Origin of the sequence: Acidovorax sp. SUPP3334 (assembly GCF_030159055.1) — a bacterium.
In the GTDB taxonomy this organism is placed as follows: domain Bacteria; phylum Pseudomonadota; class Gammaproteobacteria; order Burkholderiales; family Burkholderiaceae_C; genus Paracidovorax.
In genome coordinates this window covers 56,910-79,808 of the sequence record NZ_BQXQ01000013.1, presented here as the reverse complement: position 1 = coordinate 79,808, position 22,899 = coordinate 56,910, and the positions used below count along the sequence as shown (strand labels likewise).

The window sequence follows — 22,899 nt, the reverse complement described above, 5'->3', positions numbered from 1 at the left end:
TCGCAATGGCCGACGAAGACTTGCTCGACGAACGCGAGGCTGCCAAGCTGAAGTGGCGCAGCCGCCGCGGTTTGGTGGAAAACGATCTGTTCATCGAGCAGTTCTTTGCCACGTACGGCTCGCGCCTGACTCAGCGCCAGGCCCAAGGTCTCACGACCTTGATGGACCTCTCCGACAACGACCTGCTGGACCTGCTGCTGCTGCGCAAGGAACCTTCGGGAGAGATCGATACAGGGGACGTCAAGGAAGTGCTTGAACAGCTGCGCCGCAGAGCGTCAGCACCCCCTCCACCGCTTGCAGGCTAACAACAGAAGGAAACTGGAAATGAAACTGGCAGACAACAAGGCAACGCTATCGTTCAGCAACGGCAGCCCCAGCGTGGAACTCCCCGTGTACCAAGGCAGCATCGGCCCCGACGTGGTCGATATCCGCAAGCTGTACGCGCAGACGGGCATGTTCACGTATGACCCCGGTTTCCTTTCCACCGCAGCGTGCCAGTCGTCGATCACCTACATCGATGGCGACAAGGGCGAACTGCTGTATCGCGGCTACCCCATCGAACAGCTGGCCACGCAATGCGACTTTCTGGAAACCTGCTACCTGCTGCTGAAGGGCGAGCTGCCCAACCCCGCCCAGAAGACCGAGTTCAGCGACAGCGTGACCAAGCACACGATGGTCAACGAGCAGATGCAGTTTTTCCTGCGTGGTTTCCGCCGCGATGCCCACCCGATGGCTGTGTTGACGGGTCTGGTCGGTGCGCTGTCCGCGTTCTATCACGACAGCACGGACATCAACAATCCCCAGCACCGCGAGATCTCGGCCATCCGCCTGATAGCGAAAATGCCGACGCTGGTGTCGATGGCATACAAGTACGGTGTGGGCCAGCCCTACATGTATCCGCAGAACGACCTGAGCTATGCCGGCAACTTCCTGCGCATGATGTTCGGCACGCCGTGCGAAGAGTACAAGGTCAATCCAGTGCTCGAACGCGCGCTCGACCGCATCTTCATCCTGCATGCCGACCACGAGCAGAACGCATCCACCTCCACGGTGCGCCTGTGCGGCTCTTCGGGCACGAACCCGTTCGCCGCCATCGCTGCTGGCGTGGCTTGCCTCTGGGGTCCCGCCCACGGTGGCGCCAATGAAGCGGCCCTCAACATGCTGCATGACATCCAGGCCCAGGGCGGCGTGGAAAAGATCGGCGAGTTCATCAAGCAGGTCAAGGACAAGAACTCCGGTGTGAAGCTCATGGGCTTCGGTCACCGCGTGTACAAGAACTACGATCCACGCGCCAAACTCATGCAGGAAACCTGCAATGAAGTGCTGGCAGAACTGGGCCTTGAAAAAGACCCGCTGTTCGCCCTGGCCAAAGAGCTGGAAAAGATCGCCCTGGAAGACGACTACTTCGTGCAGCGCAAGCTCTATCCGAACGTGGACTTCTATTCCGGCATCGTGCAGCGCGCCATCGGCATTCCTGTCAACCTGTTCACCGGCATCTTCGCGCTGGCTCGCACCGTGGGCTGGATTGCACAACTGAACGAAATGATCGGCGATCCCGAATATAAGATCGGTCGTCCCCGCCAGTTGTTCGTGGGCGCCGAACGCCGTGACGTGCGCCCGCTGGGCCAGCGCTAAGCCACGCTACTGGAGACGGCTGAGACTCAGTGCTGGGCCGTTCCACAATAAGCGCGTTGAATATGCAGTGCCAGTCAGTGAATGCTGACTGGCATTTTTCATGGGCGAATTGCATTGCGGCTGTGAGCCGATGGCGCCCAATGGCGCCGCGGGTTGAATGCCCTGGGCTCCATCTATCGGATTGCCGCAATGTACAACCCGTCCACAAACATGGCACAGGCTTGGTCGGTCAAACCTGCTGGATTGTTTTATCCGACGGCGATTCGACCCAGGGTATTGAAGGCGCAGGCATCACGACAGGAACCAACACGCGCACGATCAAAGACCGGCGTGAAACCACCCCTCATACGACTATCGGCTCAGAACCGCCACCACCGCGACAATGCCGATGACGATGACCGCCAACGCCCGGGCAGCCCAGCCTCCCAGGCTGTCCGCGGTCAGTCCTGCAATGCCGGCCTTCACTGTCCCGGAATGGCGCCCCTCATTGGCTCCCGATTCGAAAACGGAACGCTTCTGCGCAGCCGATGCCATTGGATGACCACAGCCTGGGCATGCCAGGGCCTGATCGGAAATCTGGCGGGTGCATTCGGGGCATTGAACGAGTGCCATACGTCGATATCTCCTGAACGATAGTGCTTGTCGCGCTGCAACGAGCTGCAGCCAACCGCCTCACCATAGCCTCATCCTTTGAAGGCGCTGTTTCGAAATGCTGCAAGGCTCACGGTACAGGTTCCATTCGACATGAAGCAGGCATCACCGCGCTGGACTCGTCTCAGCGGTAGATAGAAAAATCATGGAATGGCCAATGTCGGTGAGCGAGGGGCCCACTCTGCTGGATTGCTTGGTGAGGAATCAAAAGGTTGTTCACAGTGTCCACGACAAGTGGGCAGCGAATTGAAGAGAGAGACTCAGACAGCCCACGCCAATGCCAATGCCAACGCAACTCAGAAACGAAAAAGCCACCGATAGGTGGCTTGAACGATCAAGAATTTTTTAACTCTGTCTTTGCAAGTTTTCTGATTTACTGAAAGCTGGTCTCTTTCAGAGGAAAACTTGGTAGGCGCGATTGGACTCGAACCAACGACCCCCACCATGTCAAGGTGGTGCTCTAACCAGCTGAGCTACGCGCCTGCGTGTATTCGAGAAACGAGATTGTAGCAGTAAAAAATGGGCGCTTCGGACGCTCTCACGTGCTTTCTTTTATCTTCGGCGCGCGGAGCGCACGCCTTGTACAGAGGCAACGATTCCGAGCACTTTATTCAAACGCCCCGAGTCAGACACTTCCACGGTGAACGTCATCCAAGCGGTTCCTTTGACCGACTGGGTCTGCACACCGATGACATTGGTCTTTTCGCGGGCGAACACTTCTGAAATGTCGCGCAGCAAGCCCTGCCGGTCCGCAGCCTCGACGGAGACATCCACCGGATAGACCGACGGCCCCGTCCCGGCAGAAGACTTGGATTGTCCCCACTCCACTTCGATGACGCGTTCTGCGCTGCGCGCGGCCATCTCGCGGAAGTTGCTGCAATCGGCACGGTGCACGCTCACGCCCTTGCCCCGAGTGACGAAGCCTCGAATGTTGTCGGGCGGCGCAGGCTTGCAGCACTTGGCCAATTGCGTCATCAGTGAATCAATCCCCACCACCAGCACGCCGCCCTTGGGGGCCGATTCGGAGGTGCGCGACTTTTTGAGCAGCAGGTAATCGTCAGGTTGCAGCACCGGCTCCGGCGGGCGCAACAGTGTCTCGATGGTGCGCAGCGAAAATTCGTCTTTGCCCACGACTTCAAACAATGCATCCGCTGTCTTGAAGCCCAACTGCACGGCCAAGTCGTCGAGTTTGATGGCCGTCTTGCCCTCGCGCTGCAGCAGCTTTTCGACCGCCTCCCTGCCCCGTGCCGTGGTCTCGTGCGTGGCCTGCGCGTTGAACCAGGCTCTGACCTTGGCGCGGGCACGGTGGCTGGTGAGATAGCCCAGCTCCGCATTGAGCCAGTCGCGCGAAGGGCGTCCCTCCTTCACCGTGGTGATTTCCACCGTCTGGCCGTTTTGCAGCGGGGTATTGAGCGGCACCATGGCGCCGTCGACGCGTGCGCCTCGGCAACGATGACCGACGCTCGTGTGCACCGCGTAGGCGAAATCGACCGGGGTGGCGCCCTGAGGCAACTCCACCACGGCGGCATCCGGGGTCAGCACGTAAATGCGGTCCTCGAACAATCCCCCGTGCTGCACGGCGCCCGCCATGTCCCGTTCCCAGGCCAGCAGTTGCCGCAACACGGCGATCTTGGCGTCGTACTCCCCTGACGCCGATACGCCCGCATATCCTTTGGTACCGGCCTCTTTGTAAGCCCAATGGGCCGCCACGCCGTGCTCGGCGTGATCGTTCATCGCTTGGGTACGGATCTGGATTTCGATGGCCTTGCCCGCCTCGTCGCGCACGACCGTGTGCAGCGACTGATACCCATTGGGTTTGGGCTTTGCGATGTAGTCGTCGAACTCTGCATCGATGGGCTTGAAGTGCTCGTGCACCCACGACAGCGCGGCGTAGCAATCTTTCACCGAAGGCACCACGACACGCAAGGCCCGGATGTCGAACACGTGGTCGAAGTCGAGCGACTTGCCCCGCATCTTCTTGACGATGCTGTAGATGTGCTTGGGCCGGCCCTGCACGCTGGCGCTGATGCTGCGGGCGCGCAACTCCGATTCGAGCCTGCCGCGCAACTGCTCCATGTAGACCTCGCGCTCAGCGCGCTTCTCGTCGAGCAGCAGTGCCACCTGTTTATAGGTTTCCGGCTCCAGAAAGCGGAACGAGAGATCTTCGAGCTCCCACTTCATCTGCCAGATGCCGAGCCGGTTGGCGAGGGGGGCGAACACCTGCAGGGCCTCCCGCGCGATGCCAGGGGAAACCGCGCGCTTGGTGGCCGCATAGAACCGCAGTGTCTGAAGGCGGGACGCCAGGCGCAGCATCACCACGCGCAGGTCGCGTGAGAACGCCAGCAGCATCTTGCGGACGTTCTCGGTCTGGGTCGCAGGGTCGTCCACGGGCTGCCCGGCCATCTGGGCTTCCCGCGCATGCTGCTGCACGCGCATGAGCTTCGTGGTTTCCACGGCCAATGCCGCGAAGTTCTGGCCGAACGCCTTGGCAATCACTTCTTCCGGTTTGTTCAGGTGCGAGCAGGCATGCACCAGGTAACTGGCGGCCTGCATCGCTTCAGAGCCTCCGATGCTCTTGAGAATGGCGGCCACGGCCTCGGCATGGGCGAACGTGTTCTCGCCCGTCTCCAGCGTTTCGCTGGAAAGCAGCGGCTCGGCAAACGCACGGGCACGCACTAGCGCTCCGGCCTGTTCAGGCAGCGAGAGCGCCGTGGCAGCGATGAGTTGTGGCACTCCTTCGGCGCGCGGCTCAAGCCCCCCCGCGCTCTGACCCGTGTGAGACGCGATGGACAGGCTCTTCACAGCCCGCCCCTTGCGCCGAGATCGAAAAGAAAGGCCTCCACCACGTTCACCTGCTCGTCCGCCACCAAGGTAGGCGCATGCCCCACGCCGGCCCACTCAACGACTTGCGCGCGGGGTCCGCGCTGAGACATGGCTTGAGCGGTTGCGGGAGACAGCAGGTCGGACTGCGCCCCACGCAGCAGCAAGGTGCGCGCGGTGATCTGGTCATACAGCTGCCACAGCTGGGCTTCGCCAGCGATGGCGGTGTCCTGCGTCATGCCTCGAAAAGGCACCGCGATGGCCGGGTCGTAATGCAGCACGAAGCCGCCCTTGGGCGCAGGGCGCAGCATGGCACGCGACAGGGCCAGCCACTGCTCGGGGGTGTGCGGGCCGAAGCTCGCCGAGATGGCCCACAGCGCGTCTGCCGCCTGCTGCTCCGTCTCGAAATGCGCGGGCCGGCCGACGTATTGCCCGATGCGCTGAAGCGCGCTCCATTCGATCACGGGGCCCACATCGTTGAGAACCAACTTTCGCACCGGCACTGGCAACGGCAAGCCCGGCTGCCCACACAGCGCCATGCCGATCAGTCCTCCCATGCTGGTGCCCACCCAATCGAGCTGCCCGATGGGTGTCTGGCCGTGCATATGGGCCAGCAAAGCGAGCATGTCGGCGGCATAGACCGGCACCTGGTATGCCATCGGATCGGCGAGCCAGTCGCTGTGGCCGCGGCCGGCGACATCGGGGCAAAGAACGCGGGCATGCCGCGAAAGGCGGCGGGCCAGCACATCGAAATCACGGCCCTGGCGCGACAGGCCATGCACGCAGATCACGACATCGGGATGGTCGGGCCGCCCCGTCGCGTTCCACTCCCAGTAGGCCATGCGATGGCTGGGCGCCGCGCCATTCGCTGCAGCCTCCTTGGCGGCGATGCCGGGGCAATTCACGTAATTCAGCGTAGGCTCGGTCATGGGAACGAATTCGTCACGGGGGCGCTCGATAATGGTTGCGTTCATCCTAATTCATTCGGAGAGACTCACATGCTTCAAGGCAAAACGGCCCTCGTCACCGGCTCCACCAGTGGCATCGGACTGGGCATCGCGAAGGCGCTCGCACGCCAGGGCGCCAACGTCGTTCTCAACGGCTTCGGCGATGTGGACGGCCCCCGTGCCGAGGTTCTGGCTGCGGGAGAAATCCATGGCGCGCAGGTGGCCTACCATGGAGCCGACATGAGCCGCGCGGCAGACATCGAGGACATGATGAAATACAGCGCCAGCCAGTTCGGGCGCGTAGACATTCTGGTGAACAACGCAGGCATTCAGCACGTGGCGAACGTGGAGCACTTCCCCGTCGAGAAGTGGGATGCGATCTTGGCCATCAACCTGAGCAGCGCCTTTCACACCTCGCGCTTGGCGCTGCCGTCGATGAAGGCGGCCAACTGGGGCCGCATCATCAACATCGCTTCAGTGCATGGACTCGTGGGTTCCGCCCAGAAGTCGGCCTATGTCGCAGCCAAGCACGGGATCGTCGGGCTGACGAAGGTGACCGCGCTGGAAAACGCCACCACGGGCGTGACCTGCAATGCGATTTGCCCGGGCTGGGTGCTCACCCCGCTGGTGCAAAAACAGGTCGATGACAAAGCCGCAGCGCAGGGCCTGTCGAACGAAGACGCCAAGAAGCAACTGCTGGGCGAAAAAGAACCGTCCATGCAATTCACCACGCCCGAAGAACTGGGCGAGTTGGCCGTGTTTTTCTGCTCGCCGGCCGCCAACAACGTTCGTGGCGTCGCGTGGAACATGGACGGCGGCTGGGCGGCCCAATGACCGCTGCACGGATGGCCCGATAGCGCCCTGCCCTCGCACTGCCCCGGCACCGGGCAGTGAGGTGGCTGGCAGTCTTCAGCGCAGTTGCACGGCGCCGGATACGTTCACGACCACTTGCGCCTTGCCGGCCTCCACCGGAACGGCCGAGTCGGACGACATGGAGGATGCCTTGGCTTCCATGGCCATCATCCGGGGCCGTGGCCCAGGCATCATTTCGTTGCTGTTCACCGCCACCTCGCGCAGCGTGTAGCCGCTGAAGCCGAAGCCCTTGGCCAATTCGGTGGCACGGGCCTTGAACTGCTCGATGGCCTTGGTCTGTGCCTCGCCTTCCACCTTTTCACGGGCTTCCCGCGACAGATCGAACGCGATCTGACTGATCGACATCGACTGGATCTTGCCGGCAGCGGTCGTGATGCGCGAGAAATCACGGCCTTGCAGCACCAGTTCGGCCCGCCCTTGCCAGCCGTTGATCTTGCCTTCCTTGCCATAGCGGGGGTACATGCCGAAGGTACCCGTGCGCACATCCATCTGCTCCGGCTGCGCCGTGCGCCTGGCTTCGGTGAGTGCGGAATCCAGGGCTTGCTTGAGTTGCGTTTGCACGACTGCGGCGTCCGTACCCTCTTTGGTGGTCGCCAATGTCAGCACCAGCAGATCCTGCTGAACCTCGACGCTCCCGGTGGCAGACAACTGCAGCACGTTCTGCGGTGGCGCGATGACGGCGGTTTGAGAAAATACGGCCCCAGCGCACATAAATACTGCGCTGGCAGCTATTAATTTAGTAGCAATCTTCATGTTTTTTGAATCCTCTTGAGCGGTCTTGAAAGGGATGGGAGTCGCCGCGAAACACTACGGTAACCGGTCTTGATCAATCGCCGGTAAAGGCGCGATAGCGTCTTTGCGTGGCTGGGCAAAACTTGTTAGTTTTGGTTTACAAGATCACGGATATATCTTGGCTTGTAAACCGTCCTAGGCACGCCCTGCAAGTCCAATAGCGAACGTCGAACAGTTGCTTGACTAACCCCGAGGCGCCTACCAATCTCCGCCTTTGACAAACCATCAGCGAACATAGACGCAGCCTTGCGCGCGAAGTCACCGGAAACCATCCTAGGGCGCCCAAATTGCACACCCGCCCGCATTGCTGACACCTGACCAGCAATCACTCTCTCTCTAATCGTTGATCGCTCTAGCTGGGCAAACGCGCCTAGCGTTTGAAAAACACAAACCCCAAAAGGCGTAGTCGTATCAAATGGCTCAGTCAACGACCTCAACATGACGCCGCGCGATCTCAAATCCTCATCGATGGCCAGCAAGTCGCGCAACGACCTAGCAACGCGATCCAGCCTCCAGAAGACAAAGACGTCGCCACTTTGAAGAGACGCCAAACACTGCCGCAACACAGGCCTGTGACTAACGCCGCTAGCCTTTTCCTGAAAAACACAGCGCACACCAGCTTTCTCCAATGCATCTAACTGCAATCTGGTTTCTTGCTCCTTAGTTGACACCCGCGCATACCCTACCAATCTTCCCTCCGCCTGCTGCATGAACCCTCCTAATTTCGATGACCGGGAACGATATTTGAGATTTTTGAAGGAATACGCCGGAAGCAATAAGCCAAAAAAAACCTATATCTTGTTGCCGAGCTTCTTGAGAGCCCAGATTGCGATACCGGCAGCGATGATCATCCCAAGGGCTTCAATGGTGTCAGCCTTATAGCCGTCCGTTTCGGTCTTCACAGAGGCAGGCAGTTCAGCGAGAGCAACGCGAGCAGTTGCGGCAAAGACCAGGGGGATCACTGCCAGCTTAGCGGCCAGAGTTTTCATATTCATTTTTAAACCTTTCGAAAGGTGGTCCTGAGACATTCGGGATTGCACCCGGAAGACCTCGACGCTTCACAGCGCTGGAGGCCTACCGGCTGAAATCTTTCTCCCAAGTGCGTTTAGTTTTTCTAAACAGTCGGTCAAAAAAAAGACCGAGAACGAAATTAGATTCTCATCCTCCCGCACTCACGTATGCGCAAGAGCACAAGGCCAATTGCAATGCCAGAAAGACTTCCGGCCAACGAGAGCAAGCCAAGCAGAAAAAGAAAATCGTCATCCATGACTAAGCCCGATCGACCTCATAGGTGCGAAAAACCACCGCTTCGCCTGCACAGTGGTCCTGCACCGCATCAACCGCAGCCTCAGGGGTCGAAAACGGCGTGGCGTTGACAATGAGCGGGGTGCTGTCAACACCACCCTCACCGTCAGCGCGCAAAAAGGTGTAGTCATCCGTTGACTGCACGTAGTACCGTGGGACTATTTGCATAAGTCACCGGGAACGAAATGAGTTTTTACTGGCCCTTGCCGGTGGCAACAGCCTTCGGCGTGAGCTTATGCATGACGGTTTTCATGGTCTTGCCATTGGTGACCATTTCCATATCGGCATCGGCTTGAAACGGAAATGGCAGATGCTTGAAAGCATCGAACTCGTCAGCAGTGCCGAAAGTGAATTCAGCAGCACTCATGCCTTTGGCTGTGCCCTTGCTGGCATCCAGATCGATCAAGCAATAGACCTTAGTGGAGTCGTAGGCGTTGCCGTTTTCCAGGGTGCCTTTGCTGGCCTTCATGCCGACGACGTGCAGGTTTTGGGTGAACTTCATGTTGAACTTCCTTCGATGTTTCCGGCGTTTTCAAAGACCCACTGCGGCCGGTTCGCAGGGATTCGTGAATGCATTCGTGAACTTTTTGAGGGCTTGCTCGATGCCGTGCGCCATCGTGGTGGAGTCCAAACCGCGCAGACCGCGAGGAACCCGGCGATGCTGCTGATCAACCACCATGGCCACGAGCCAATCCTCATTGGGCATGACCTTGGCAATCTGAACCAGCGTAGGCGCAACGACGCGTTGCACCCAGTTAATGACGCGCTGCGCACTAGCCTCAGCCACCTTCGTAGCAGTTGAAATCTTCGTGGCGGTTTCGCGGTTGCAGAGCATCTGCATCGCGAAATAAGCACCGGCGAAATACTCGGCAGCGTTGACCAAAGTCTCCCAAGGAATCACGCGATTGACGTTGCGAAACTCAACTTCGGCACGAAGCCAGGGGCTTTCCATCATTGCGTACTGATGGCCCTTTTCGTAAAAGCGGGCAAGCTTGCCGCTTTCGCGTTTGCCCACCTGAAAAGTGCGCGAATGCCCATGCATGGGCATGCCGTCAGCATCTACACCGAGGCTCCAGCAGCCGTGGGTCGTGTACTTTGGTTTTCGGTTGCGGTAGCTGAATTCGTGGTGCTTATAGAGATGCACGACCTCATCGATGACCAACTCACCTTCGAAAAAATCCTTTGCCAAGTCCACCCGCGTGATCGTTGGATGAATCTCATCGAAGTAGTCATGCACCCTCTTTTCCCAGCCAGGACGAGCCATGGTGCAGCCCTCACCCTTCAAGGTGAAGCAGATGGTTCCGCGCTGACTTTCGCCGCCTGCGCTGACGCTTGCCACTTCGTGGCCATTCTCATTGTCGATAGTCGTGGTGAATTCGTAATAGTCCCGGCCAGGGCGATCCACACCAACGGTGTAGCCCAGCAACTGGGCAAAAACATGGGCGTACCAGCGAGCCAAATTCTGGTCATCGGAGTCCTTTGGAATCAGTTTGGTGTGAGGGATCAATTCACGCTTGAGCGTGAACCGCAGGTAGTCCAACAAGATGCCGCTTTGAGCCTTGGCATCCAGCTGGCGACGCTGACACAAAACCTTCAAACGACCACCTTCCAAAACCAACTTTTCATCAGATACCGTCATGCCCACCCTCCCGAAACTTTGTTTACCCCCGTGTTACTCGAGGGGGCATGGATGCGCGCGGCGCCCGCACGTGCGGCGCAGGCTTGCCCGGCGGTCGCCGCACCGGCGCAAACGCCATGAAGACCACAGCAGGACACCGCAGCCCCAGAAGAGGCAGGGCGAACCCCTGCGGGACCGGGCTCTATGGCTACGCCACCAAGCCCCTGAGGGTCTTGGCCCATCCGGGTAACGATCCCTTTCACGGGAGCGCGAAGGTCCGGGGCAATGGCATCGGGCACGGGTGGCACGCAGGTTGACATGGGGTTTGGCACCCCATACCCCGCCCCCACCGAGCCCCCTTCGGGGGACGCGCTATTCGCGCTTCGGCGGGGCCCCGGTTTGTCTCCAGCAAAGGGGGCGGCCAGGGCGGCGGGGAACTCCAGGGACTCGGCGTAGCGATCAAGCGCCCACAGCACACCGGACAGGCCCAGGACGACGCCTAAGCCGCAAGAGACAGCGAAGTCCACCACGTAGTAAGGCCAGTCGCGGCGGAACGCCTCACGCCGCTCCAGGCGGTCAGCAGCCCACGCTGCACGAATTTCCGCGATGCGCTGCGGATCAATAACGGGCTTCATGAGAGCAGGCCCTGCATAGCTTCCAGCCGCAGAACGTGCAGGCGAGCTTTTTCAGCCTGAGCACCACTGCGCAAGTAGGCGCCGACCACGGCAGCGCATTGCTTATAGTCCGCAACCCTTCGGGAACTGCCGTCGCATATGGATTTCGGGACCGGGGCCGAAATAGCACGCCGGCAACGGTATTCAAGATCGCGCTTGGCTTCGGGACTCATTGCAAAACCCCGTTTTTGCGTGCGCCGTACAAGCCGACCTGCTTCCAATTGCGATTGCACTCAGCAAAACGGACCATGGACTGCAGCAACTCGTTGACGCTGCAATCCAACGTCGCAGCAGTCTCACGGAGCTTGGCAATGATTTCAGGCTTGTCAGTGAAGTCAATACGGGCCTTCTCGGCACGGTATGCGGCCTTGCGAGCAGCCGCATCAGCATGCTTTGCTGGGCGACCCTTGCGCTTTTCGTTCCCGGTAGAGGAAGCGGATTGAATGCCACCCTGCCCGCCAACCTGAGCGACCAGGGTTGCAGATGCACCTGCACAGACGGGAGGGGGGCAATCGTTATCCGCGTCAAACGCAGCAAATTCCTCGAAATCCAATTGCAGGGCTGGCATGGGTCGCTCCATGAGTGGTAAAGTCAACTCAGATAGTTAAAAGCCTAAAAAGACTGTTTGTATCTGTTAACGCTATTTTATATCCTTTTACGACTTTTTTTGATGGAGTTTCACCATGAATGCAATGGAATCGATAGTCGGAATCTATAAAATGAAATGTGGGCTGCGCTTCGACAAAGAAGTCGCAGAAGCACTAGGCATCAACGCCCAAACGTTCAATAAATATATGAAAGGCAGAAACCGACTGCCTGACATGGCAATCGCAAAAATCGCAGAAGGAGCACAGCTGGACGCGCTACAAGTGATAGCCGCAACCAACCTCACCCAAGAAAACACGACAGAGGAAGAACGCGAGTTTTGGGCTCAGAAATTAGGCAAATACACCGGGCAAATCTTGTAACAATTAGTCAGGTATCTGGCAAAAAGCCGAACTTCGGGGTTCAAGCTGGTCAGAATCGGCTCTGTTACAAATAGGACTTGGGAAACAAATGGCCTCAACAACCAACCGTACCGACAAGATTCTCGTGGTGGATGACGACGCCCGCATTCGCGATTTGCTGCGGCGCTATCTCACGCAAGAAGGCTTCGAAGTCATGGTTGCGGAAGACGGCAAGGCCCTCAACCGCATTCTGCTGCGCGAAACCGTGGACCTCATCGTGCTCGACCTGATGATGCCTGGAGAAGACGGCCTTTCGATCTGCCGCCGCCTTCGCGCTGCCAACGATCGCACTCCCATCATCATGCTCACCGCCAAGGGTGAGGACGTGGACCGCATCGTGGGCCTGGAAGTGGGCGCCGACGATTATCTGGGCAAGCCTTTCAATCCCCGCGAACTGCTCGCCCGCATCCACGCGGTGCTGCGCCGCCGCCCCCCGCAAGAGGCACCGGGCGCGCCATCCGGCGACAACGAGGTCGTGAATTTCGGTCCTTTCACCTTCGATCTCGGCACCCGCGCGCTGCAGCGCAACGGCGAGGAACTGCCGCTCACCACGGGCGAATTCGCCATGTTGAAGGCCCTGGTTCGCCATCCCCGGCAGCCGCTGTCGCGGGAAAAGCTGGCTTTGCTGGCGCGAGGCCGCGAGTTCGAGCCGTTTGATCGCAGCCTGGACGTGCAGGTGTCCCGCTTGCGCAAGCTGGTCGAGGTCGATGCCGCAGCGCCACGCTATATCCAGACCGTCTGGGGCGTAGGCTACGTATTCGTGCCGGACGGAACCAGTTGATCGCGTTGCACCGAAGGCCGCCGTTTCCGCGCGTGGCGCCCCTGGCCTTCGGTCATTTCCGGATGATTCTCACGACATGAGCGCCAATTACGAAGCATCTTCCGACGCCACCAGCCCCGCCCCCCTCGAGGCGCCCGTGTACCTTCGGGCACAGCGCGCACGGGTGGGGCTCAACCTTTTCTGGCGCACCTTCTTTCTGCTGGCCTTGCTGCTGGTAGGCAGCATCCTGGCGTGGCTGCAAACCTTGCGGGCGCTGGAATTCGAACCACGCACGCTGCAGACGGCGCAGCAGATCGCCTCGCTGGTGAACCTGAGCCGCGCTGCGTTGGTACATGCCGACGCGATTGCCCGCGTCTCTCTGATCAAGACCATGGCCGACCAGGAAGGCGTTCGCATCCTGCCGCGCGAGCCCACCGATCGCTTCGACCTGCTGGACGCTTCGGCACTCGGCATGCGGCTGACAGAGGAGCTCACCACCCGCCTGGGGCCAGGGACCATCGTGGCCAGCAACGTCAACGGCGAAAGCGGACTGTGGGTCGGCTTCACCATCAATGGCGACCCGAACTGGCTGCTGATGGACCGGTCGCGCCTGAGCGCTGCCGGCGGCAAGACCTGGATGATCTGGCTCATCACCGCGGCTGCGCTTTCGCTGGCGGGTGCAGCGGCCATTGCCCGACTGATCAACCGACCGCTCAAGCAGTTGTCGTATGCGGCCAACCGGGTGCGCGACGGCGACTTCGCCGCCAGCCAGCTCGACGAGGAAGCGGTCACCAGCGAAATCCGCGAGGTGAACATCGGCTTCAACCGCATGGCGCAGAAACTGGCCAAGCTGGAGCAGGACCGGGCGGTGATGCTGGCCGGCATTTCGCACGATCTGCGGACACCGCTCGCCCGCTTGCGGCTCGAAACCGAAATGAGCGTGTCCGACAACGTGGCCCGCGAGCACATGGTGGCCGACATCGTTCAGCTCGATGCCACCATCGACAAGTTTCTCGACTACGCCCGGCCCGACAACGTGACCCTGAACCCGGTCAACCTGCATGGCGTGGTGTCGTCATGCGTCTATGCCGTGCAGGACCACCGCGAACTGCAGATCTCGATGAACGTGCCCGAAGACCTGAACGTGCTGGCCGACGAGGTCGAACTCGCCCGGGTGATCTCCAACCTGCTGGAGAACGCCCGCCGTTATGGCAAGACGCACGACAGCGGCACGGCCACGGTGGACATCGCGGCCAAGGGGCGTGAGAAATGGGTGCTCATCAAGGTGCGCGACCATGGACCGGGCGTTCCGCCCGAACAGCTGACCAACCTCACCAAGCCGTTCTTTCGCGGCAATTCGGCGCGCACGGCGGCCGCGGGCGCGGGGCTGGGCCTCTCGATCGTGGACAAGACGGTGCAGCGCATGGGCGGCATCTTCGCGCTGGCCAATTCAGGTTCTGGCGGGCTGGTGGCCCACATCCAGCTGCAGCGGGCCAACGACCTGCCCGGCGGCAAGGACCCCAAGCAGCGCCTGCAGCGCCCGCAGATCAAGCGGAACCTGCCTCCGCGGCGCGCCAAGCCGGCGAAGGCTTGAACAACAGGGTGGCGGCGCGGGCTTCCATGGCGAGCCCCTGCCCCACCGGCCCCAGCCGCTCGGCGGTCTTGGCCTTGACGTTGACCTGGTCCTCCTGAAGGCCCAACGCCTGCGCGATGCAGGCCCGCATGGCGGGAATATGGGCCGCCAGGCGGGGCGCCTGGGCGATCACCGTGCTGTCGATGTTTCCGATGTCATAGCCCCGGGCACGCACCCGCCGCGCGGCCTCCACCAGCAGCACGACAGAGTTTGCGCCCTTGAAATCGGGATCGGTGTCCGGGAAATGGCTGCCGATGTCGCCCAGTGCCGCCGCGCCCAGCAGCGCGTCGGTAATGGCATGCAGCAACACGTCGGCATCGGAATGGCCGAGCAGCCCCATCGTGTGCGGAATCTCCACGCCGCCGATGACGAGGCGGCGCCCCGGCACCAGGGCGTGCACGTCCCAGCCTTCGCCGATTCGGATGTTCATGGTCGGGTTTCCTGCGAAAGAGATTGGCCTGTCGTCTTCAAAAAATCGTCTTGCCCGGCACGGCCGAAGCCTCGCCCCGGGCACCGCCGAAACGGTCGAGGGTGGCGGCGTGCATGCGCTGTGCCAGCACGGCCTCGGCCAGGGCGAAATCGGCCGGATAGGTCACTTTGAAGTTCTGCGCCCCGCCCGGCACCAGCCGCGGGTGCAGGCCCATGGCCTCCATCGCGCTCGCTTCGTCGGTGGCGGCGGGGCCGAGGTGTTCGAGCGCCTGGCGCAGCGGGCCCAGGCGGAACATCTGCGGGGTCTGCGCGAGCCATTTGTCCGTGCGATCCACCGTGGACGCGACGCGCACGCCGCCCGGGCCGTCGATCGCCGTTTTGAGCGTATCGGCCAGCTTGTGCGCCAGCAGCCCACCCACGGCGTCGTCGGCGCAGGCATCGATCAGCGCGTCGATCTGTGCGGTGGTGACGAGGCAGCGCGCCGCATCGTGCACCAGCACCCAGTCGTCGGCGAGTGCGCCGCGCTCCTCCAGCACACGCAGGCCGCCCAGCACCGTGGCGGCGCGGGTGGCACCGCCGCAGGGCGACACGAAAAACGTCGGCTGGGGCTGGGCGTCGAAGAAACCATCGCCCGGCGCCACGGCCACCAGCGTGCCCAGCAAACGCCCCACGCCAGCGAACGCGGCCAGGGTGTGCAAGACCATGGGATGCCCGGCCACCGGCTGGTACTGCTTGGGCAACACGGGGGCAGCGCCCTGCCCGCCGACCAACGCGCCGAAGGCTGCCGGTACTGCCGGTGCTGCCTGTATCGGCGCGGGAGGCTCTGCCATGGCACGGGCGCCGACGCCGGCGCACGGCACCAGGGCCCAGAAGCGCCCCTGGCCGGAGAGCGGTGGCGGAGTGAGTGGCGTGAGCAGATCGGTCATGGGGCGGTCATTGTAGGAGGGGCAAGCGTCCTCATCTGACAGCACAGCCGCCTAGAATTGCCGTTCGCCCACACCGCCTGACTGCGGCGCACACCGCGCCCCGGGGGGCTGGTGGCCCCAGGCACGACGCACCGTCCACCGCATGGAACTCCCCAAACTCATCCCCGGAAAACGTTTCACCCTGCCACGCCCGGTGGGCAGCGCCGATGCGCTCCTGCTGGCACGCCTGGGCGAGCGAGAAAAGGCCGCGCGGCGCACCACCGCCATCGTCACTGCCGACGCGACCGACGCGCAGCGCCTCATCGACGAGATGGCGTTCTTCGCGCCCGAGCTGCGCTGCTCGCTGTTTCCCGACTGGGAGACGCTGCCCTACGACACGTTCTCGCCGCACCAGGATCTGATCAGCGAACGCCTGGCCACGCTGTGGCGCATCAGCCAGAAGGACAAGGACACCGGCGCCGACGTGGTACTGGTGCCCGCGACCACGGCGCTGTACCGCCTGGCGCCGCCCTCCTTCCTGGCGGGCTACACCTTTCACTTCAAGGTCAAGCAAAAGCTGGATGAGGCGAAATTCAAGGCGCAGCTCACGCTGGCGGGCTACTCGCACGTATCGCAGGTGGTGAGCCCCGGCGAATACGCCGTGCGCGGCGGCCTGATCGATCTCTTTCCGATGGGCTCGCTCGTGCCCTACCGGGTGGATCTGTTCGACGACGAGATCGACAGCATCCGCACGTTCGATCCGGACAGCCAGCGCAGCCTGTACCCGGTGCCCGAAGTGCGCCTGCTGCCGGGGCGCGAGTTTCCGATGGACGACGAGGCGCGGGCCAAATTCCGCAGCCGCTGGCGCGAGATGCTGGAGGGCGACCCGACCAAGAGCCGCATCTACAAGGACATGGGCAACGGCGTGGCCACGGCCGGAATCGAGTACTACCTGCCGCTGTTCTTCGACGAGACGGCCACGGTGTTCGACTATCTTGGAGACGAGGCCACCGTGGTGATGCACGGCGATCTGGAGCCCGCCTTCCAGCGCTTCTGGCAGGACACCAAGGACCGCTACCGCCTGGTGCAGGGCGACCCGGACCGCCCGGCCCTTCCCCCCGAATCGCTGTTTCTGACCACCGAGCAGTTCTATTCCCGTGCCAACGCCCATCCGCAGCTCGCGCTGCGGCCGGGTGTGCAGGACATCGCGGACAACGCCCAGTTCCAGAAGCTGGGCGACCTGTCGGTGACGCGCGGCGCCGAAGACCCCCTGGCGCGCCTGCATGCGCACATCCGCAATACCCAGCACCGTGTGCTGCTGCTGGCCGAGAGCGCCGGCCGGCGCGAGAGCCTGCTGGATTTTCTGCGCGCCTCTCAGCTGAACCCGCCGGCCTTCGACTCGCTGGCCGAGTTCCAGGCCACGCCTGAAGAGAAGGTGGGCATTGCCACGGCGGGCCTGGCGACGGGGTTCAGCTGGATCGAGGATGGCGTCGATTTCGTCACCGAAACCGAGCTGTTCGCAGCGGGCGCCACCACGCGCCGGCGCAAGAAGCAGGAGCAGGTGAGCGATGTCGAGGCGCTGATCAAGGACCTCTCGGAGCTCAACGTGGGCGACCCGGTGGTGCACAGCGCGCACGGCATCGGCCGCTACCACGGGCTCATCAACATGGACGTGGGCCAGAAGAACGCCGACGGATCGCCCGCACTGCAGGAGTTCCTGCACCTCGAATACGCCGACAAGGCCGTGCTCTACGTGCCGGTGAGCCAGTTGCAGCTCATCAGCCGCTACACCGGCGTGAGCGCCGACGAGGCCCCGCTGCACAAGCTGGGCAGCGGCCAGTGGGAAAAGGCCAAGCGCAAGGCGGCCGAGCAGGTGCGCGACTCGGCCGCCGAGCTGCTCAACATCTATGCGCGGCGCGCGGCGCGCGAGGGCCATGCCTTCCGCTACAGCCCGCAGGACTACGAGCAATTCGCCAACGACTTCGGCTTCGAGGAAACCGCCGACCAGAACGCCGCCATCCACGCGGTGATCCAGGACATGATCTCGCCCCGCCCCATGGACCGGCTGGTCTGCGGGGACGTGGGCTTCGGCAAGACCGAGGTGGCCCTGCGCGCCGCATTCGTGGCCGTCACGGGCGGCAAGCAGGTGGCGTTTCTCGCGCCCACCACGCTGCTGGCCGAGCAGCATTTCCAGACACTGGTGGATCGCTTCAGCAAATGGCCGGTGAAAGTGGCGGAGGTATCGCGCTTTCGCTCGGGCAAGGAGATCACGTCCGCGATCAAGGGCATCGGCGACGGCACGGTGGACATCGTGGTGGGCACGCACAAGCTGCTCTCCGAATCCACCAAGTTCCACAACCTGGGCCTGCTCATCATCGATGAAGAGCACCGCTTCGGGGTGCGCCACAAGGAGCAGATGAAGGCCCTGCGCGCCGAGGTGGACGTGCTCACCCTCACCGCCACACCCATCCCGCGCACGCTGGGCATGGCGCTGGAAGGGCTGCGCGACCTGTCGGTGATCGCCACCGCGCCCCAGCGGCGCCTGGCCATCAAGACCTTCGTGCGCAACGAAGGCACGGGCGTGATCCGCGAGGCCGTGCTGCGCGAATTGAAGCGCGGCGGGCAGTGCTACTTCCTGCACAACGAGGTGGAGACCATCGAGAACCGGCGCCAGAAGCTGGAAGAGATATTGCCCGAGGCCCGGATCGCCGTGGCCCATGGCCAGATGCCCGAGCGCGAGCTGGAAAAGGTCATGCGCGATTTCGTGGCGCAGCGCTACAACATCCTGCTGTGCTCGACCATCATCGAGACCGGTATCGACGTGCCCACGGCCAACACCATCATCATGAGTCGAGCCGACAAGTTCGGCCTGGCGCAGCTGCACCAGCTGCGCGGCCGGGTGGGCCGCAGCCACCACCAAGCGTATGCGTACCTGATGGTGCCGGACATCGAGGGACTGACCAAGCATGCCGCCCAGCGGCTCGATGCCATCCAGCAGATGGAAGAGCTGGGCAGCGGCTTCTATCTCGCCATGCACGACCTGGAGATCCGCGGCGCGGGCGAGGTGCTGGGCGAAAACCAGAGCGGCAACATGCTGGAGGTGGGCTTTCAGCTCTACAACGAGATGCTGTCGGAGGCAGTGCGCTCGCTCAAGGCGGGCCAGGAGCCCGACCTGCTGGCACCGCTGTCCGTCACCACCGACATCAACCTGCACGCGCCGGCGCTGCTGCCCAGCGACTACTGCGGCGACGTGCACCTGCGCCTGTCGTTCTACAAGAAGCTCGCCACCGCCAAGAGCACCGACCAGATCGACAGCCTGCTGGAAGAGATCGTGGACCGCTTCGGCAAGCTGCCGCCGCAGGCCCAGACGCTGATCGACGTGCACCGCCTGCGTGCCTTAAGCAGGCCCTACGGCGTGGTGAAGGTGGATGCGGCGCCGGGCGTGATCCACATCACGTTCAAGCCCAAGCCGCCGATCGATCCGATGAACATCATTCACCTGATCCAGAAGAACAAGCACATCAAGCTGGCGGGCAACGAAAAGCTGCGCATCGAACGCGAACTGCCCGAGGTCAAGGACCGGGTGCAGATGGTGCGCGATGTGCTGCGCAGCCTGGGACAGCCGCTGGCGCAGGGCGCGACGGCCTGACCGCTCGACGGCGTTGCGCGATGGCATGCCGTGGCCGCTGCCGTGGGCGGACGGCGGCTCGGGGCCCGCGCTGCCTGCAGCCCAGACGGAGATATGCATCGAATAGGCCTCCAGCGCAATAAGCACTAGGGCACATAGCTATCAAAATAATAGCAATCAGATGTTGAGCGCATGGCGGCCCGCGCCACTGGCCGTGGACGGGTGCAGGAATTGCTTGGGGCACCTATCCCGACCGGCCCGTCAAGGTGATCGTCGCGCTGCCGGCGGGCGGCAGCGCCGACATGATCGCGCGCATGGTGAGCCAGAAGATGGCGGCCGAACTGGGCCAGCCCTTCGTGGTGGACAACAAGGCCGGTGCGTCCGGCCAGATCGGCACGCCGATGGTGGCGCGCGCCGCGCCGGATGGCTACACGCTCATGGTGTCGCCCGCTTCGTTCCTGACCACCAACCAAAGCATCTTCAAGACGCTGCCTTACGACCCGCAGGCCGACTTCGTGCCCATCACCAAGCTGGTGAACCAGCCCATGGTGCTGGTGGCCCGCGATGCGCAGAAATACCCCACCGTGGCCGCCGTGCTGCAGGCCGCACGCGCCGTGCCGGGCCGGTTGACCTACGCATCGTCGGGCGACGGCAGCCCGCAGCACCTGGCGGCGCTGATGTTCGGCACCCGCACGCAATCGAGCATGCTGCATGTGCCGTACAAAGGCGGCGCGCCGGCCATCAACGACACGCTGGCCGGCAATGTGGACCTGATGTTCGCGGTGCTGCCGGAAGCGCTGCCGCACATCCAGTCGGGCAAGCTGCATGCGCTGGCGCTGATGAGCGCGCAGCGTTCGGCGGTGCTGCCGCAGGTGCCGACCATGGCGGAAAGCGGCGTGCCGCAGATGGAACTCTCCGCCTGGGTCGGCCTGCTGGCGCCGGCCAAAACGCCGCAGCCCATCATCGACCGGCTGCGCGGCGCGGCCCACGCCGCCCTGACCGGCGAAACGCAAGCCAAGCTGGCGGCCAACGGCATCGAAGTAGCGCCGGGCACCACCCGGCAACTGCAGGACGGCATCGCGGCGGAAACGAAGCTGCACGCCGAGCTGGTGAAGGCGGCCGGACTGACGCCTCAGTGAGGCCGGCGCCCGGGGCAGCACGGGAGCTGGGGATAATCCCCCTGCGCCCCGGCCATGGCCGCGCGCGGCGGGCGGGTCTGCTGGCTCCCTTCGCCTCCCTTTCTTCGTTCTTTCCTTTGCTTTTCAATGCCCATGTCCCAGCGTGCCGCCACCGAATTCGCTCCAGGCCTTGTCGTTCAAGGCCTGACCGTCCCGCAATCCCTGTCGGACTACAAACTGATCGCGTTCGACATGGACTCGACGCTCATCAACATCGAATGCGTGGACGAGATCGCCGACGCCGCAGGCCGTAAGGCCGAGGTGGCCGCCATCACCGAAGCCGCCATGCAGGGGCTGATCACCGATTACAAGGAAAGCCTGCGCCAGCGCGTGGCCCTGCTGCGCGGCGTGGAAATGGGCCATCTGGAGCGCGTCTTCACCGAACGCCTGCGCTTCAACCCTGGCGCACAGACGCTCATCACCGCCGCCAAGGCCGCCGGGCTGACGACGCTGCTGGTCTCGGGCGGGTTCACCTTCTTTTCCGACCGCGTGCGCGCGGGCCTGGGCATCGACCTGTCGCGGGCCAACGTGCTGGAGGCGGAAGGCGGCCAACTCACCGGCCGCATGGTGGATCAGCCCTGGGGCGACATCTGCGACGGCGCGGAAAAGCGCCGCACGCTGCTGGAAGTGGCTTCGCTGATGGGGATTTCTCCCTCGCAAACCATCGCCGTGGGCGACGGCGCCAACGACCTGCCGATGATGGGGGTGGCGGGGCTGTCGGTGGCCTACCACGCCAAGCCGACGGTGCGCGCGCAGGCCAACGTGGCGATCAACGAAGGCGGGCTGGACCGGTTGCTGGAAGTGCTGCGCTGAACCGGCTGCATTCGCCCTGGGCGCCCACGCCGCCGATGCCGTGCTGAAGGTCGCCGCCACGGCGGTGCCGCACGCCGAGATCCTCAACTTCGTCAAACCACAGCTCAAGGCGCAGGGCGCGCGCTGAACCTGCTGCAAAAGCAAGGACTGATCGAGCTGAAGGATCCGAAGAACATCACCGCCACGCCGATCGACATCGCCAAGAACCCGAAGAAGCTGAAGTTCCGCGAACTCGAAGCCGCCTTGCTGCCCCGCGCGCTGCAGGATGTGGACCTGGCCCTGATCAACACCAACTACGCCATCGAGGCCAAGCTCAATCCGACGAAGGACGCGCTCTTCATCGAAGGCGCCGATTCGCCGTACACCAACCTCGTGGCGGCTCGCGCCGACCGTGCCAACGACCCCAGCATCCAAAAACTGGTGAAGGCACTGCACACACCCAAGGTCAAGAAATTCATCCAGGACAAATACCAGGGCGCCGTCGTTCCCGCGTTCTGAACACGGGCCACCGTGGCATTGCCGGCCCGCACGCCCTGCACGAGGGCGATGCGGGCCGCCTCGTTGGCGGACGGCCATCGTTTGTCATGGAAACCGTGACGGCCGAGCGGTGTCTTGCCGACCAGCATGTCGATCATTGCCTGGGGGGCATCGGCGCTGCCTTCCGTCTTCACGAAGCCCGGGGCGATGCCCACCACGCGAATCTTGCGCGGCCCGAGTTCGATGGCCAGCGAACGCGTCAGCGTATCGACGGCGCCCTTCGTGGATGCATAGGCATGCACCACGGGATACGGGCTCTTGGCCAGGCCCGAACTGATGTTGACCACGACGCCGCCTTCTTTCAGCACGCGCGCTACGGCCTGCGTGGTGAGCAACAGGCCTCGCACGTTGAGCGTGAAATGCGCGTCGATGCTGTCCGCCGTCACGGTGTCCAGCGAGTCCATGCGGTAGATGCCGGCGTTGTTCACCAGGATGTCCAGCCGCCCGAAGTTCGCCAGCGCGGCGTCGATCAATGGCTGGATCTGCGAGGGTTGCGAGAGGTCGGCCTGCGCCGCGACGGCACGGCCTCCCGCGGCAACGATGCGGCGCACGACGGCGTCCGCACCGTCCGCGCTGGTGGCGTAGTTCACGACGACGGCCGCGCCGTCCGCCGCCAGCCGCTCGGCGATTCCCGCGCCGATGCCTTTGGACGAACCGGTGACGATCGCGACCTTGCCTGTCAGTGAGCTCATGG

The 22,899-nt window shown here is 62.8% G+C and carries 20 protein-coding genes, 1 tRNA gene and 2 pseudogenes; 10 read left to right on the top strand and 13 right to left on the bottom strand.

The genetic code is table 11. The features are described 5' to 3' along the window. Nucleotides 1-5 precede the first annotated feature (5 nt). Both AVHM3334_RS09640 and AVHM3334_RS09635 read left to right on the top strand, forming a co-directional pair. Complete coding sequence (locus tag AVHM3334_RS09640) at nucleotides 6-305, top strand: FAD assembly factor SdhE (RefSeq protein ID WP_284411741.1); 300 nt, start codon at nucleotides 6-8, stop codon at nucleotides 303-305. Between the two features lie 19 nt (nucleotides 306-324). Further along, a complete protein-coding gene (locus tag AVHM3334_RS09635; protein WP_284411739.1) occupies nucleotides 325-1,635 on the top strand; it encodes a citrate synthase in 1,311 nt (436 codons plus the stop codon). A gap of 351 nt (nucleotides 1,636-1,986) precedes the next feature. Here AVHM3334_RS09635 and AVHM3334_RS09630 read toward each other — a convergent pair whose 3' ends face one another. From AVHM3334_RS09630 to AVHM3334_RS09615, 4 genes are all read right to left on the bottom strand, one after another. After that, the gene (locus AVHM3334_RS09630; protein ID WP_284411737.1) at nucleotides 1,987-2,247 is read right to left on the bottom strand and encodes a hypothetical protein; all 261 of its coding nucleotides are present in this window, start codon (nucleotides 2,245-2,247) and stop codon (nucleotides 1,987-1,989) included. A gap of 445 nt (nucleotides 2,248-2,692) precedes the next feature. Continuing rightward, nucleotides 2,693-2,769 (bottom strand) — tRNA-Val (locus AVHM3334_RS09625). 69 nt (nucleotides 2,770-2,838) lie between these two features. Continuing rightward, on the bottom strand, nucleotides 2,839-5,073 hold the full coding sequence (locus AVHM3334_RS09620; protein ID WP_284411815.1) for a RelA/SpoT family protein: 2,235 nt from the start codon (nucleotides 5,071-5,073) through the stop codon (nucleotides 2,839-2,841). 11 nt (nucleotides 5,074-5,084) lie between these two features. Beyond that, entirely contained in the window at nucleotides 5,085-6,035 is a 951-nt protein-coding gene (locus tag AVHM3334_RS09615; RefSeq protein WP_284411813.1) for an alpha/beta fold hydrolase, read from the bottom strand. A gap of 69 nt (nucleotides 6,036-6,104) precedes the next feature. Between AVHM3334_RS09615 and AVHM3334_RS09610 the strand changes: the two genes are divergently transcribed. Then, the gene (locus AVHM3334_RS09610; RefSeq protein ID WP_284411735.1) at nucleotides 6,105-6,887 is read left to right on the top strand and encodes a 3-hydroxybutyrate dehydrogenase; all 783 of its coding nucleotides are present in this window, start codon (nucleotides 6,105-6,107) and stop codon (nucleotides 6,885-6,887) included. Between the two features lie 75 nt (nucleotides 6,888-6,962). Here the strand turns inward: AVHM3334_RS09610 and AVHM3334_RS09605 are convergent, their stop codons facing one another. The 6 genes from AVHM3334_RS09605 to AVHM3334_RS09580 all read right to left on the bottom strand — a co-directional run bounded on the left by AVHM3334_RS09605 (nucleotide 6,963) and on the right by AVHM3334_RS09580 (nucleotide 11,883). Continuing rightward, a complete protein-coding gene (locus tag AVHM3334_RS09605; protein WP_284411734.1) occupies nucleotides 6,963-7,679 on the bottom strand; it encodes an SIMPL domain-containing protein in 717 nt (238 codons plus the stop codon). Nucleotides 7,680-7,804: 125 nt separating this feature from the next. Beyond that, complete coding sequence (locus AVHM3334_RS09600; RefSeq protein WP_284411732.1) at nucleotides 7,805-8,428, bottom strand: recombinase family protein; 624 nt, start codon at nucleotides 8,426-8,428, stop codon at nucleotides 7,805-7,807. A gap of 81 nt (nucleotides 8,429-8,509) precedes the next feature. Beyond that, on the bottom strand, nucleotides 8,510-8,746 hold the full coding sequence (locus AVHM3334_RS09595; RefSeq protein ID WP_284411730.1) for a hypothetical protein: 237 nt from the start codon (nucleotides 8,744-8,746) through the stop codon (nucleotides 8,510-8,512). A 470-nt stretch (nucleotides 8,747-9,216) separates the two neighbouring features. Continuing rightward, complete coding sequence (locus tag AVHM3334_RS09590; protein WP_284411728.1) at nucleotides 9,217-9,525, bottom strand: hypothetical protein; 309 nt, start codon at nucleotides 9,523-9,525, stop codon at nucleotides 9,217-9,219. 30 nt (nucleotides 9,526-9,555) lie between these two features. Beyond that, nucleotides 9,556-10,662, bottom strand: coding sequence for a replication initiation factor domain-containing protein (locus AVHM3334_RS09585; protein ID WP_284411726.1), 1,107 nt, complete (start codon nucleotides 10,660-10,662; stop codon nucleotides 9,556-9,558). Between the two features lie 822 nt (nucleotides 10,663-11,484). After that, nucleotides 11,485-11,883, bottom strand: coding sequence for a hypothetical protein (locus tag AVHM3334_RS09580; RefSeq protein WP_284411725.1), 399 nt, complete (start codon nucleotides 11,881-11,883; stop codon nucleotides 11,485-11,487). A 115-nt stretch (nucleotides 11,884-11,998) separates the two neighbouring features. Here AVHM3334_RS09580 and AVHM3334_RS09575 point away from each other — a divergent pair, with 115 nt between their 5' ends. From AVHM3334_RS09575 to AVHM3334_RS09565, 3 genes are all read left to right on the top strand, one after another. Then, nucleotides 11,999-12,283: a hypothetical protein gene (locus tag AVHM3334_RS09575; RefSeq protein ID WP_284411724.1), complete on the top strand. Its 285-nt coding sequence runs from the start codon at nucleotides 11,999-12,001 to the stop codon at nucleotides 12,281-12,283. A gap of 88 nt (nucleotides 12,284-12,371) precedes the next feature. Next, the gene (gene ompR, locus AVHM3334_RS09570; protein WP_284411723.1) at nucleotides 12,372-13,103 is read left to right on the top strand and encodes an osmolarity response regulator transcription factor OmpR; all 732 of its coding nucleotides are present in this window, start codon (nucleotides 12,372-12,374) and stop codon (nucleotides 13,101-13,103) included. Nucleotides 13,104-13,179: 76 nt separating this feature from the next. Beyond that, a complete protein-coding gene (locus tag AVHM3334_RS09565) occupies nucleotides 13,180-14,676 on the top strand; it encodes a sensor histidine kinase family protein (protein ID WP_284411722.1) in 1,497 nt (498 codons plus the stop codon). Here AVHM3334_RS09565 and ispF read toward each other — a convergent pair. Both ispF and AVHM3334_RS09555 read right to left on the bottom strand, forming a co-directional pair. Further along, nucleotides 14,630-15,145 carry a 2-C-methyl-D-erythritol 2,4-cyclodiphosphate synthase gene (gene ispF, locus AVHM3334_RS09560; RefSeq protein ID WP_284411720.1) on the bottom strand — a complete coding sequence of 172 codons (516 nt, stop codon included), beginning with the start codon at nucleotides 15,143-15,145 and terminating at the stop codon, nucleotides 14,630-14,632. The genes AVHM3334_RS09565 and ispF overlap by 47 nt on opposite strands. Nucleotides 15,146-15,182: 37 nt before the next feature. Continuing rightward, complete coding sequence (locus tag AVHM3334_RS09555; protein WP_284411718.1) at nucleotides 15,183-16,070, bottom strand: IspD/TarI family cytidylyltransferase; 888 nt, start codon at nucleotides 16,068-16,070, stop codon at nucleotides 15,183-15,185. A gap of 142 nt (nucleotides 16,071-16,212) precedes the next feature. Between AVHM3334_RS09555 and mfd the strand changes: the two genes are divergently transcribed. The 4 genes and pseudogenes from mfd to AVHM3334_RS09535 all read left to right on the top strand — a co-directional run. Then, entirely contained in the window at nucleotides 16,213-19,698 is a 3,486-nt protein-coding gene (gene mfd, locus AVHM3334_RS09550) for a transcription-repair coupling factor (protein ID WP_284411717.1), read from the top strand. Nucleotides 19,699-19,943: 245 nt separating this feature from the next. Next, nucleotides 19,944-20,816, top strand: a complete 873-nt coding sequence (locus AVHM3334_RS09545; RefSeq protein ID WP_284411715.1) for a Bug family tripartite tricarboxylate transporter substrate binding protein — start codon at nucleotides 19,944-19,946, stop codon at nucleotides 20,814-20,816. A gap of 132 nt (nucleotides 20,817-20,948) precedes the next feature. Continuing rightward, on the top strand, nucleotides 20,949-21,668 hold the full coding sequence (gene serB / locus AVHM3334_RS09540; RefSeq protein ID WP_284411713.1) for a phosphoserine phosphatase SerB: 720 nt from the start codon (nucleotides 20,949-20,951) through the stop codon (nucleotides 21,666-21,668). Between the two features lie 111 nt (nucleotides 21,669-21,779). Then, nucleotides 21,780-22,166 (top strand): annotated as a pseudogene (locus AVHM3334_RS09535) (MetQ/NlpA family ABC transporter substrate-binding protein); the annotation flags it as partial. Between the two features lie 104 nt (nucleotides 22,167-22,270). Here the strand turns inward: AVHM3334_RS09535 and AVHM3334_RS09530 are convergent. Further along, nucleotides 22,271-22,897: pseudogene (locus AVHM3334_RS09530) on the bottom strand (SDR family NAD(P)-dependent oxidoreductase); the annotation flags it as partial. Between the last annotated feature and the right edge of the window lie 2 nt (nucleotides 22,898-22,899).